Here is a 13,184-nt window from a genome sequence, read left to right on the forward strand (position 1 = left end):
CAACCACAGATTGCTCATTTCCCCTTGCCACAACCCAGACATGGTTGAAATCTCTGCTTTTGCCACAAAAATACCGGGGCAACTTCAAATGCCCCGGGGCGACATGCTTGGATGATGCCATGACTGACACCGCGCGCACCGATGGGGCGGCGTCCAACGCCCTGTTGAAGTTCGGACGTTTCTTCACCAAGTGGGACGAGACGGAGGACGGTCGAGCCGTCTTCCGCCAGGGCGGACGCCAGGGCGACGTCTTCTATCGCGACCGCTGGAGCCACGACAAGGTGGTCCGCTCCACCCACGGCGTGAACTGCACCGGATCGTGCTCCTGGAAGGTCTACGTCAAGGACGGGATCATCACCTGGGAGTCGCAGCAGACCGACTACCCCACAACCGGCGCCGACCGCCCGGAGTACGAGCCTCGCGGCTGCCCGCGTGGCGCGGCCTTCAGCTGGTACACCTACTCCCCCACCCGGGTCCGCTACCCGTACGCGCGCGCGTCACTGGTGGAGATGTACCGCGAGGCCAAGAACCGCCTGGGCGATCCCGTCGCGGCCTTCCGCGACGTCAGCACTGACCCCGAGAAGCGTCGTCGCTACCAGAACGGCCGCGGCAAGGGCGGTCTGGTGCGCATCAGCTGGGAGGAGGCCCTGGAGATCTCGGCCGCCAGCTATGTGAACACCATCAAGAACTACGGCCCGGACCGCCTGGTCTCCTTCAGCCCCATTCCCGCCATGAGCCAGGTCAGTCATGCCATCGGCACCCGCTTCACGCACCTGCTCGGCGGCGCGATGACCTCCTTCTACGACTGGTATGCAGACCTGCCAGTGGCCAGTCCGCAGGTCTTCGGCGACCAGACGGACGTGCCCGAATCGGGCGACTGGTGGGACTCCACCTATCTGATGATGTGGGGCTCGAATGTCCCACTCACCCGCACCCCCGACGCGCACTGGATGGCCGAGGTGCGCTACCGCGGCACCAAGGTCATCACGGTGGCCCCCGACTATGCCGACAATGTCAAGTTCGCCGACGAGTGGGTGCCCGCGCAGGCCGGCACCGACGCCGCGCTCGCGATGGCCATGGGGCACGTGATGCTCAAGGAGAACTACGTCGATCGTCAGGTGCCCTTCTTCACCGACTACGTGAAGAAGTACACGGACCTGTCGATGCTGGTCCGTCTCGAGGAGCACCCGGACGGTCACGGCCTCACGGCCTCGAAGTTCCTCGTCGCCTCCGACCTCGCCGAACACGCAGGACAGGCCGACGCCGCCTTCAAGACCGTCGTCTGGGACGCCGCCTCCGGACGCACCGTCGTGCCCAAGGGCTCGCTCGGCTTCCGCCACAACGCCGAGGACGAGGGCAAGTGGAACCTCAACCTGGACGGCATCGAGCCGGCGCTGTCGGTCCAGGACGTGCCGGGCGCCCAGGGCGTCGAGCTGGCACTGCCCTGCTTCGAGGATCCCCGCGGCGAGGGTTCGATCATCCGCCGTGGCGTGCCCACCATCGAGATCGAGGGCCAGCGCTACTGCACGGTGCTGGACCTGATGCTCGCCCAGTACGGAGTGGAGCGCGAGGGCCTGCCCGGCCAATGGCCCACCGGCTACGACGACGTCAACAGCCCCTACACCCCTGCCTGGCAGGCGGAGATCACCGCCGTGCCGGCCGAGCAGTGCATCCGGATCGCCCGCGAGTTCGCGAAGAATTCCGAGGAGTCCCAGGGCCGGACCATGATCATCATCGGCGCCGGCATCTGCCACTGGTACCACGCCGATGCCACCTACCGGGCGATCATGGCCCTGCTGATGTTGACCGGCTGCATCGGCCGCAATGGCGGTGGCTGGGCGCACTACGTCGGCCAGGAGAAGTGCCGCCCCATGACGGGCTGGTTCAACATGGCCAATGCCCTGGACTGGAGCCGCCCGCCGCGCACCATGATCGGCACGGGCTACTGGTACATGCACACCGACCAGTGGCGCACCGACGGTTTCAGCGCCGATGCGATCACCTCGCCCCTGAGCACGGGCCATCTGGACGGCCTGCACGCCGCCGACGCGCTGGCCACCGCCAACCGGCTGGGCTGGATGCCCTTCTACCCGCAGTTCAATCGCAACCCACTGGACCTGGCCGACGAGGCGCAGGCCGCCGTGGACCGTGGCGAGGCCGCCACCGTCCAGGAATGGGTGGCGCGGGAGCTCAAGGAGGGGCGCCTGAAGAGTGCGATCGAGGACGTCGACGCGCCGGAGAACTGGCCCCGCAACCTGATCCTGTGGCGATCCAACCTGTTCGGCAGCTCCGCCAAGGGCGAGGAGTACTTCCTCAAGCACCTGCTGGGCACCCACAACAATGTGATGGAGAACGGGCACGGAGCCGAGCACCGCCCCAAGGACATCACCTGGCGCGACGAGGCCCCCCAGGGCAAGCTCGACCTGCTGATCACCAGCGACTTCCGGATGACCAGCTCCACCCTGCTGAGTGACCTCGTCTTCCCGGCCGCCACCTGGTACGAGAAGTACGACATCTCCTCGACGGACATGCACCCCTATGTGCACGCCTTCACCCCGGCCATCGACCCGCCGTGGGAGGCCAGGAGCGACTTCGAGACCTTCAAGGCGCTTGCCACCGCGATCAGCCGGATGGCCAAGGGCCGGCTGGACACCCGCAAGGATCTCGTCGCCGTCCCGATGCAGCACGACACCCCCGGCGAGCTCGCACAGCCCGGCGGCCACGTGCCGGACTGGAAGGGCACGGACCTGCCGGCCATCCCCGGCAAGAACCTGCCGAACCTGATGGTCGTCGAGCGTGACTACACCGCCATCGTGGACAAGCTGTGCAGCGTCGGTCCGCTCGCGGACCGGCTGGGCTTCACCACCAAGAACGTCACCTTCGACGTCTCGCACGCGGTGGACCGGCTGGCGCAGCTGCACGGTGTCTTCAATTCCGGCCCCGCGGAGGGCCGCCCGGCCATCGACACCGACGCCCGGATGGCCGAGGCCATCCTGACCTTCTCCGGCACGACGAACGGCGAGCTCGCCACCCAGGGCTTCAAGACCCTGGAGAAGCGCACCGGCGTGAAGCTGGCGGACCTCAGCGAGGGCTCCGAGGAGAAGATCATCTCCTTCGTGCAGACCCAGCAGGCCCCGCAGCCGGTGATCACTTCCCCGGAATGGTCCGGTTCGGAAACCGGTGGCCGACGCTATGCGGCGTTCACCATCAACACCGAGCGGATGAAGCCGTGGCACACGCTCAGCGGCCGCATGCACTTCTTCCTGGACCACGACTGGATGATCGATGCCGGTGAGCAACTGCCCATCTACCGTCCACCGCTGAACATGGCACGCGCCTACGGCGAGCCCGAGATCGGCGAACGCGGCGAGAAGGCGATCACGCTGCGCTACCTGACGGTGCACAACAAGTGGTCGATCCACTCCGAGTACCAGGACAACCTGTTCATGCTCTCGCTGGGACGCGGCGGCCCCCAGGCCTGGCTCAGCGTCGAGGATGCGCAGTCGATCGACGTCAAGGACAACGACTGGGTGGAGTGCACCAATGCCAACGGCGTCTTCGTCGCCCGCGCGGTGGTCACCCACAAGCTGCCCGCCGGCATCGCCTACGTGCAGCACGCGCAGGAACGCACCATCGACGTCCCCAAGTCGGAGGCCACCGGACGCCGAGGCGGCATCCACAACTCCGTCACGCGAATCCTGTTCAAGCCGACCCATCTGATCGGTGGTTACGCCCACCAGGCCTATGCCTTCAACTACATCGGCCCCACCGGCGTCAACCGAGACATCATCTCCACCATCCGCAAGCGCTCCCAGGAGGTCCAGTACTGATGCGAGTCATGGCACAGGTCGCGATGGTGATGAACCTCGACAAGTGCATCGGCTGCCACACCTGTTCGGTCACCTGCAAGCAGGCATGGACCAACCGGGCCGGCACCGAGTACGTCTGGTTCAACAATGTCGAGACACGCCCCGGGCAGGGCTATCCCCGTCGTTACGAGGACCAGGAGAAGTGGCAGGGCGGCTGGGTCCGCACCGCCACCGGTGGCCTCAAGCTGCGCTCCGGTGGTCGTTTCAAGAAGCTGCTGAGCATCTTCGCCAGCCCGGTGCAGCCGGGTCTGGAGGACTACTACGAGCCGTGGACCTACGACTACGAGACCCTCACCAATGCCCCGCTGGGCGACGACTTCCCGGTGGCGCGCCCCAAGAGCCTGCTGACCGGCAAGGACACCAAGATCACCTACTCGGCCAACTGGGACGACGCCCTGGGCGGCACCCACGAATCCGGCCACGAGGACCCGGTGGTCCAGAAGCTGCGCCAGGAGAGCCAGGACAAGATCAAGTTCGAGTACGAGAAGAGCTTCATGTTCTTCGTGCCTCGCATCTGTGAGCACTGCCTGAACCCGTCCTGCATGGCCTCCTGCCCCTCCGGCGCGATCTACAAGCGCTCCGAGGACGGCATCGTGCTGGTCGACCAGGACGCCTGCCGCGGCTGGCGCCAGTGCATCACCGGCTGCCCGTACAAGAAGATCTACTTCAACCACCGCTCCGGCAAGGCCGAGAAGTGCACCTTCTGCTACCCGCGACTCGAGGCCGGCATCCCGACGGTGTGCTCCGAGACCTGTGTGGGGCGCCTGCGCTACATCGGCATCATCCTCTACGACGCCGATGCCGTCACCAAGGCAGCCGCCACCAAGGATGACCAGGACCTGTACCAGGCCCAGCTCGACGTGATGCTGGATCCGCACGACCCGCAGGTGCTGGCCGAGGCCCGCAAGTCCGGCATTCCGTCGGACTGGATCGCCGCGGCGCAGAAGTCCCCGGTCTACGCGCTGATCAAGCACTTCAAGGTCGCACTGCCGCTGCACCCGGAATACCGCACCATGCCGATGGTCTGGTACATCCCGCCGCTGTCCCCCGTCGTCGACCTGCTGCGAGAGCAGGGGCACGACGCCGAGGCCCCCGGCAACCTGTTCGGCGCCATCGACGCGCTGCGCATCCCGGTGGAATACCTCGCCGAGCTGTTCACCGCCGGCGACACCCAGGTGGTCACCGAGGTGCTGCAGAAGCTCGCCGCGATGCGCTCCTACATGCGCGGCGTGACCCTGCACAATGAGCGTGACCCGGAGCTGGCTGCCGCGGTGGGCCTGACCCCCGAGGCCATGGAGCAGATGTACCGCCTGCTCGCCATCGCGAAGTACGACGAGCGCTATGTCATCCCCAAGGCCCACATCGAACAGGCCCACAACCTGGAGGAGATGGGCTGCTCGCTCGACTTCGAGGACGGCCCGGGCATGGGCGAGGAGGGCCCCTTCGGGGGCGGTTCGCGCGGCCCGGTCCCGGTGGCGATCGAGACCTACCAGTCGATCAAGGCACGCCAGGCGGCTGCCGAGGCCGACGTCGCGCCGCCGCCGCTGACCCCCTCGGCCGACGGCCTCAAGGGCGTGGACTTCTCCAAGTTCGACGAGGATCCGCCGCGATGACTGCCCCATCCGTGACACCGCACGCCACCCGCGTGATGTACCAAGTGGCCTCGCTGCTGCTCAGCTATCCCGACGAGGAACTCCTGGAGCGCCTGCCGGTGCTGCGCGAGGCGATCGCCGAGACGCAGTGGAGCCCCTGGTTCGAGGCGACCCTGGCCCACCTGCAGGGGCAGCCGCTGACCGAGTCGCAGAGCTTCCACGTGGCGGAGTTCGACATCTCGCGTCGCCATGCCCTGCACCTGTCCTACTGGACCGACGGCGACACCCGGCGTCGCGGCGAGGTGCTGGCCGGCATCAAGCAGATCTACCGCGACTCCGGGCTGCTGGTGGACCTGGCCGGGGAGTTGCCCGACCACCTGCCCCTGGTGCTCGAGTTCGCCGCCCTGGGCGATCCGGAGCGCGGCACCGAGCTGCTCACCCGTTACCGGCCGAGCCTGGAGCTGCTGCGGATGCAGCTGGAACGCGACGAGCTTCCCCAGGCTGGCATCCTGCAGGCCATCTGCGCCACCCTGCCGGGGCGCTCGCCCAGCACCCGCGCCGAGGTGCAGGCCATGGTCGACGCGGCGATGCCGACGGAGAACGTCGGTCTCGAAGGCTACGGCGGACCCCAATTCGTGGAACTGGAAAGGCGATGAGCACCATGGACACCTTCCTGTGGGGGATGCTCCCCTACGCCTGCGTGACGTTGTTGATCGGCGGCACCATCTGGCGCTACAAGTACGACCAGTTCGGGTGGACCACCCGCAGCTCGCAGCTCTACGAGAGCAAGCTGCTCAAGATCGCCTCGCCGCTGTTCCACTTCGGCATCATCTTCGTCGCGATCGGCCACTTCATGGGGCTGGTGGTCCCCAAGGCCTGGACCGACGCGGTCGGCATCAGCCAGCACACCTACCACCTGGTGGCCCTGGGTGGTGGCCTGGCCGCCGGCCTCGCCACCCTGCTGGGCCTGGTGATCCTGATCTGGCGTCGTCGCACCACCGGTGAGGTCTTCAGCGCCACCACCGTCAACGACAAGATCATGTACATCTTCCTGACGGCCGCCATCGTGCTGGGCATCTGCGCCACGCTCTTCGGCAACCGGATGCCCAATGGTGAGGAGCACAACTACCGCGAGACGATCTCGCCGTGGTTCCGCTCGCTGTTCACCTTCCAGCCCGACGTGGAGGCCATGACCGGCGCGCCGCTGGTCTTCCACCTGCACGTGCTGGGCGGCCTGCTGCTGTTCGCCATCTGGCCCTTCACCCGCCTGGTGCATGCCTTCACCGCACCGCTGCACTACCTCTTCCGGCCCTACATCGTCTACCGTTCCCGCGACGCCCACGAGACCCCGTCCAGTCAGGGCACCGGCAGCCGACGCGGCTGGGACCCCATCGGGACCTCAGACCGGGAGCGCAGCAGGCGCTGAGCCTCCCTCCCCTTTGATGACCACATCCACACCACTCTCGGGCGCCGGCAGACTCGTCGGCGCCCGAGTCATGAGAACACTGGAGCATCCGTGACATCCACCGTCCCTGCCGGTTCGCCGGCCGCCCAGCCCCACACGGGCGAGGCACCGGGCTCGACCGCAGTCCTGACCCTGTCCACCATCGCCTTCACCGTGATGTTCGCGGTGTGGTTGATGTTCGGCATCCTGGGCAAACCGATCCAGAAGGAGTTCGGACTCACCGACGTGCAGTTGTCCTGGATCAGCGCCGTCGCCATCCTCAATGGATCGATGTGGCGCCTGCCCGCCGGCATGATCACCGACCGCATCGGTGGCCGCAAGGTGACCTCGGCCATCCTCGGCTTCTCGGCCGTCGCCTCCTTCGCGGTGGCCTTCGCGAACAGTTACCACATGCTGCTGGTGCTGGCCTTCCTGGTCGGCTTTGCCGGCAACTCCTTCTCGGTGGGCGTGGCGTGGAACTCCGCCTGGTTCACGAACAACCGCAAGGGATTCGCACTGGGCCTGTTCGGCGCTGGCAACGTCGGCGCCTCGGTGACCAAGTTCATCGGCCCACCCCTGATCGCCGCCACCGCCGGTGCCACCTGGTTCGGTGTCATCGAGGGCGGATGGCGCCTGATCCCCGTCATCTACTCCGCCCTGCTCATCCTGCTGCTGGTGCTGGTGCTGGTCGGCACCCCGCGCCAGGACCGAATGCCCGGTGCCACGAAGACCACCGCCCAGATGCTGGCTCCGCTCAAGGAACTGCGAGTCTGGCGTTTCAGCCTGTACTACGTGGCGGTCTTCGGCGCCTACGTGGCGCTGTCGGCTTGGCTGCCGAAGTACTACATGGACGTCTTTGGCGTCTCGCTCACCAAGGCCGGTCTGCTGACCGCACTGTTCATCTTCCCCGCCTCGCTGCTGCGCCCGGTGGGTGGCTGGTTCAGTGACACCTTCGGCCCTCGCAAGGGCATGTACTTCACCTTCACCGTGATGCTCGCCAGCAGCGCGCTGCTGTCGATCCCGAATCTGCTTGGCGTGGGGCTGTTCACCCTGGTGATCTTCGCCCTGGGGTGTGCCATGGGCATCGGCAAGGCCGCGGTCTACAAGCACATTCCCGACTACTTCCCGGACAATGTCGGTTCCGTGGGCGGTCTGGTGGGCATGCTCGGTGGTCTGGGCGGCTTCTTCCTGCCCCCGCTGTTCGCCTACGCGCAGCAATGGACCGGCGCCCCCACCAGCACCTTCGCCGTGTTGTTCATGCTGACCCTGGTCTGCATGCTCTGGATGCACCTGACCATCCACGCCATGCTCCACAAGCAGGCCCCGCACCTGTCCGACCATTTCGACGCCCCGTCATTCACCAAGGAGAAGTGATGAGTTCCACCACAGACAGCCGCACCGGCGGCGAATGGCTGCAGAACTGGAATCCTGAGGACGAGGTCACGTGGGACAAGCCGCTGGCCTGGCGCACCCTGTGGATCACCACTTTTGCCCTGACCCTGTGCTTCGTCGCCTGGTTCCTGCCCAGTGCGCTGATCCCCAAGCTGAACTCGATCGGGTTCAGCTTCACCAAGAGCCAGCTCTACTGGCTGGCGGCGATGCCCGGTCTGTCCGCCGGCATCACCCGACTGATCTGGATGATCCTGCCTCCCATCCTGGGGACGCGGAAGATGGTCGCCCTGACCACCGCCTTGCTCGCCGTGCCGGTGATCGGCTGGGGCTTCGCGGTGCAGGACTCCAGCACCTCCTACCCCGTGATGCTCCTGCTGGCCTTCCTGGCCGGCATCGGAGGCGGCGCCTTCAGTGGCTTCATGCCCTCCACCTCGTACTTCTTCCCCAAGCGCATGTCCGGCACGGCGCTGGGCCTGCAGGCCGGCATCGGCAACTTCGGTGTTTCGCTGGTGCAGCTGCTGACCCCGGTCTTCGTGGGCATGGGCGCGCTGGCGGTGGTCGGTGAGTCGCAGGAGCTGAAGTCGAAGACGGGGGCGGTCACCGAGGTCTGGTACCAGAATGCGGCCTTCATCTGGGTGCCCTTCATCATCATCGGCGCCCTGGCTGCCTGGTTCCTGCTGAAGTCGGTGCCGATCAAGGCCAACATCAAGCAGCAGTTCGACATCTTCTCCAACCAGGACACCTGGTGGATGACCCTGCTCTACATCATGACCTTCGGCACCTTCGCCGGGCTTTCTGCCCAGTTCGGTCTGCTGATGAACCAGCTCTACGGCGCCACGGGCAGCGCCGCCGAGGTAGCGGGCTACGTCCCGGTCGACGCGGTGAAGTATGTCTTCCTCGGCCCGCTCGTCGGTGCCGGTGCCCGCGTGCTGTTCTCGCCGCTCACCGACAAGATGGGCGGTGCCATCTGGACCCTGATCTCGGGCATCGGACTGATCGCCTCCATCGCCTGGACGATGACGGCACTGGACCCTGACCACACGTCGGCGGCCACCATGCAGTCGGACTTCAAGACCTTCCTGTGGGGCATGCTGGCGATCTTCCTGTTCTCGGGCATCGGCAATGCCTCCACCTTCAAGCAGATGCCGATGATCTTCGAGCCGCGTCAGGCCGGCGGAGTGATCGGGTGGACCGCTGCCATCGCCGCCTTCGGCCCCTTCCTGTTCGGAATCGGCCTGAGCATGATGCCGGCCACCACCTTCTACGCGATCGGCCTCGTCTTCGCCGTCGTGTGCGTGGTGATCACCTGGGTGCGCTACGCCCGGCCGGGAGCTCCCAAGCCCAGCTGAGCCCGCCTCGTCTGCAACCTCCGACTGCCCCGCACCTGCCCGTCAGGTGCGGGGCAGTCCGTTGTGCCGCCGTAGGACCCCGGATGCGCGACATCTAGGCTTGCGGCATGGCCCTGGCACCCCAATCCACCGCAAGTGTGAGCATCGAGGAGCACCGCGCCCAGCTACGTCAGCTGGTCTCGGCGCTGCCCGTGGTCGAGTTGCCGCTGCGGGACTGCGCCGGGTTGTGTCTGGCTCGCGACGTGGCGGCCAGCGTCGCGGTCCCGGCCTTCGACTGTTCGGCCATGGACGGCTTCGCGATGCGCTCCGGGGACCTGCGCTCGCTGCCCTGCACACTCACCGTTCACGGTGAGGTGCCTGCAGGCCGCGCCCCCATCACTCCCCCGCCCGGTGCCGCGGTGCGGATCATGACCGGCGCCAGGATCCCCGATGGCTGTGATGTCGTCATCCCCGTCGAGCAAACCGACGCCGAGCCCGGCGAGGGGCCGGTCCCCGTCACCGTCACCGTCCGACAGCACGACGTCCGCAGTCACATCCGACGGGCTGGCGAGGACGTTGCATCCGACGACGTCGTGCTCACGGCGGGAACCTTGCTGGACGCCACGCACCTGGCCGCGGCCGCTGCCACCGGCCATGCGATGCTGCCGGTTCGTCGGCGCCCACGGGTACTGGTGGTGACCACCGGCGACGAGCTGGCCACCCCCGGGCAGCCCTTGGGCCCGGCCCAGATCCCCGACTCCAACTCGGTGCTGGTGGCTGCCACCATCGCCCAGCTGGGCGGTGAGGTGATGGCAGTGCGTCACGCCGGGGACAGCGCCGCCCTGCTCGAGCAGGCGCTGGGCACCACGCAGGGCACGGCCGACCTGGTGGTGACCACGGGTGGGGTCTCCGTGGGTTCCCACGACGTGGTGCAGTCCTGGGCTGCACACTCCCCCCGCGCACACCTCACGTTGGGCCATGTCGCGATGCAGCCGGGCCGCCCCCAGGGATGGGGCCACGTCGAGCTGGACGGAGAACTGGTTCCTGTTGTCGCCCTGCCGGGAAACCCGGTGGCGGTGCATGTGGGGCTCCACCTGTTCGTCCGAGCCGCCCTCGATGCCCTGCAGGGGCAGGCGGATTCCCGACGCTGGCTGACCTGTGTGGCCGGCACCGACCTCGGCACCAAGCCGGGGCGCACCAGGCTGGTCGACGTGGAGCTGCGCGACGGGGTCGCCCTGCCCGCACCCGGCGGGCACGGCTCCCACCGGATCGGGACGCTGCACCGTGCCGACGGCCTGGCCGCGGTCACCGAACCGGTCAAGGCCGGCGACGAACTACGGGTACTGCTGACCAGGTGACCCCACTGGGGCCGGGGCCAGAGGGTGGCTCACAGCACCAGCGTCAGGGTGATGGCGGTCACCAAGGCGTTGTTGGCACAGTGCGCCAGCAGGCTCGCCCACAGCGTCTGGTGCCACACGCGCAGCAGTCCCAGCGCAAACCCCAACGGCAGGACATAGCAGATGACCTGCGGCGAGACGTGCACCAGCGCGAAGACCACGCCGCTGCCCAGCACCGCCAGCCAGGCGCCACAGCGGGCCCGGATGGCATCCAGCAGCATCCGACGAAACAGGATCTCCTCCATCAGGGGGCCCAGCACCACCAGGGCAAGGACCGTCATCGCCAGGAGCAGCGGGCGATCACCCAGGCCCTCCAGACTGCTGCCCGAGGCCCGCTCGGCGTCATTGGTGGGTGCCAGCCCGAACCACGGCCCCACCGTGGCCGCGAAGAGCGCTGATCCCAGCAGCATCACGGGAAGCTCCCAGCACAGGTGCCACAGACTGCGGCGAGCAGGAGTGAAGCCCAGCTCCCGCCACCCCCATCGCAAGCGCGTGTGCACCAGCCAGTACAACCCGGCAGCCATCACCAGCACGGCGACGGACATCGCGAAGGGCAGCAGCTGACGCGCCACCCCGAAGCGTCGCGCCAGCAACAAGCCGCCGACCAGTACGCCCACCGGCACGACCAGACCGAACGCGAAGGCGGCCAGCACGTCCCGCCATGCCGGAACCGGCAAACGTGTCTGCGTGGACGGGTGAGTCGGACTGGTCACGATCATGACGCCCACCCTATGAAGGGCACCCCGCCCCTCGCCTCGGGCGATCGGAGGCTGCCGCCCCGACGCGGGTCGCCACCGCACCCCTTCCAAGGTCGGGGTGCTTGGCCCGGGTGGATCGGCCCGAGCGGAGTGGATCAGCCGCCGGTGAAGGGAGGCAGGACGTCCACCACCTCGGCCTGCTGCGGCCAGGCGGCATCGCCGGGCAGCGCAGCCCCGTCGGCCAGGAAGGAGCACCGCTCCAGCACCGTCGCGGCCCCCGGACGCAGCTGCGCCAAGACCTCCCTGACGGTGCCCTGCTGGGCCTGCTGCACGCTCTCCTCGGTCACTCCTGCGGCATGCGCGGCACCGGCAAACCAACGAATCTGCATCTCAGCCTCCAATGGCATTCATGGGACGTTCGGGTTGGATGAAGTGCAGGCCGAAGCCGCCGGCATCGCTGCCATGGGCCCGCGGCTTGGCCCACATCGTCTCGGCCCACACCTGGGCGATCTCCTCGTCGCTCGCGCCGGAGCGCAGGGGGGTGCGCAGGTCGGTCTCCCGTTGTGAGAACAGGCACGAGCGCAACTGGCCGTCGGCGCTGATGCGGGTGCGGTCACAGGCCGCGCAGAAGGGTTCGGTGACCGATGCGACGATCCCCACCGTGCCGAGGGTGGCTCCCTGGGCGGAGAGCACCTCCCACCGCTGGGCCGGCGCCGGGCCGCGTCCGGGCAGTTCGCGCAGCCGATGACGCTGCTCGATGATGCCGCGGATGTCGGCGGCAGAGATCAGGTTCTCCCGTGCCCAGTCGCGCGTGGCGCCGATCGGCATCTGTTCGATGAAGCGCAGCTCGGAGCCCTCGGCCAGGCAGAAGTCCAGCAGGTCGTGCAGCTCGTGGTCATTGATTCCGGCGAGCAGCACAGAATTGATCTTGACCGGGTTGAGCCCGGCCTCGACGGCGCCCCGAATGCCGTCCAGGACCCGCTGCAGACCGTCACGCCGCGTCATGGCTGCGTAGGTCTCGGGATGCACGGTGTCGAGCGAGACGTTCACCCGGTGCAGGCCGGCACTGGCCAGCGCCTTGGCCTTCTCGGCCAGCCCGATGCCATTGGTGGTCAGCGCGATCTCCACGTCGGGGTGGGCCACGGCGATGGCCCGGATGATCTGGTCCAGGTCCGGTCTGGTCAGCGGCTCCCCACCGGTCAACCTGATCTTGGTGACGCCCAGCTGGCTGATGCCGATGTGGGCCAGACGAGCCAGCTCGTCGACCGACAGGATCGTGGCACGGGGCAACCAGGTCACCCCGGTGGCGGGCAGGCAGTAGGTGCAACGCAGGTTGCACACGTCGGTGACCGACAGGCGCAGGTCCGTTGCCGTGCGCCCGAAGCGGTCCACCAGCTGCCGAGAAGTCACGAGCCACATGCTACGGCCCATTCCGTGTTTTGTCGGATCGGGCCGCTAGGGTTT

Annotated in this window: 10 protein-coding genes; 7 read left to right on the top strand and 3 right to left on the bottom strand. The window is 67.5% G+C overall.

Annotation, left to right across the window (positions count from 1 at the left end):
• The first annotated feature begins 119 nt into the window (after positions 1-119).
• The 7 genes from ACTQ49_RS04665 to ACTQ49_RS04695 all read left to right on the top strand — a co-directional run bounded on the left by ACTQ49_RS04665 (position 120) and on the right by ACTQ49_RS04695 (position 10,983).
• Positions 120-3,830 carry a nitrate reductase subunit alpha gene (locus tag ACTQ49_RS04665; protein WP_441826673.1) on the top strand — a complete coding sequence of 1,237 codons (3,711 nt, stop codon included), beginning with the start codon at positions 120-122 and terminating at the stop codon, positions 3,828-3,830.
• Complete coding sequence (gene narH / locus ACTQ49_RS04670; protein WP_441826674.1) at positions 3,830-5,482, top strand: nitrate reductase subunit beta; 1,653 nt, start codon at positions 3,830-3,832, stop codon at positions 5,480-5,482. Before ACTQ49_RS04665 ends, narH begins: the two co-directional genes overlap by 1 nt.
• Positions 5,479-6,117: a nitrate reductase molybdenum cofactor assembly chaperone gene (gene narJ, locus ACTQ49_RS04675; RefSeq protein WP_420175878.1), complete on the top strand. Its 639-nt coding sequence runs from the start codon at positions 5,479-5,481 to the stop codon at positions 6,115-6,117. The genes narH and narJ overlap by 4 nt, the downstream gene beginning before the upstream one ends.
• Positions 6,114-6,887: a respiratory nitrate reductase subunit gamma gene (gene narI / locus ACTQ49_RS04680; protein ID WP_441826675.1), complete on the top strand. Its 774-nt coding sequence runs from the start codon at positions 6,114-6,116 to the stop codon at positions 6,885-6,887. The genes narJ and narI overlap by 4 nt, the downstream gene beginning before the upstream one ends.
• Positions 6,888-6,977: 90 nt before the next feature.
• A complete protein-coding gene (locus ACTQ49_RS04685; protein WP_441826676.1) occupies positions 6,978-8,279 on the top strand; it encodes an MFS transporter in 1,302 nt (433 codons plus the stop codon).
• Entirely contained in the window at positions 8,279-9,646 is a 1,368-nt protein-coding gene (locus tag ACTQ49_RS04690; RefSeq protein ID WP_441826677.1) for an MFS transporter, read from the top strand. The genes ACTQ49_RS04685 and ACTQ49_RS04690 overlap by 1 nt, the downstream gene beginning before the upstream one ends.
• A 107-nt stretch (positions 9,647-9,753) precedes the next feature.
• On the top strand, positions 9,754-10,983 hold the full coding sequence (locus ACTQ49_RS04695; RefSeq protein WP_441826678.1) for a molybdopterin molybdotransferase MoeA: 1,230 nt from the start codon (positions 9,754-9,756) through the stop codon (positions 10,981-10,983).
• 29 nt (positions 10,984-11,012) lie between these two features.
• Here the strand turns inward: ACTQ49_RS04695 and ACTQ49_RS04700 are convergent, their stop codons facing one another.
• The 3 genes from ACTQ49_RS04700 to moaA form a co-directional block, all read right to left on the bottom strand.
• Positions 11,013-11,741 (bottom strand): CPBP family intramembrane glutamic endopeptidase, encoded by a 729-nt coding sequence (locus tag ACTQ49_RS04700; protein ID WP_441826679.1) that lies wholly within the window; start codon positions 11,739-11,741, stop codon positions 11,013-11,015.
• A gap of 134 nt (positions 11,742-11,875) precedes the next feature.
• Positions 11,876-12,109, bottom strand: coding sequence for a MoaD/ThiS family protein (locus tag ACTQ49_RS04705; RefSeq protein ID WP_441826680.1), 234 nt, complete (start codon positions 12,107-12,109; stop codon positions 11,876-11,878).
• 1 nt (position 12,110) lies between these two features.
• Positions 12,111-13,139: a GTP 3',8-cyclase MoaA gene (moaA, locus tag ACTQ49_RS04710; RefSeq protein ID WP_441826725.1), complete on the bottom strand. Its 1,029-nt coding sequence runs from the start codon at positions 13,137-13,139 to the stop codon at positions 12,111-12,113.
• Positions 13,140-13,184 lie beyond the last annotated feature (45 nt).

It is taken from the genome of Luteococcus sp. Sow4_B9 (genome assembly GCF_052116585.1).
In the GTDB taxonomy this organism is placed as follows: domain Bacteria; phylum Actinomycetota; class Actinomycetes; order Propionibacteriales; family Propionibacteriaceae; genus Luteococcus.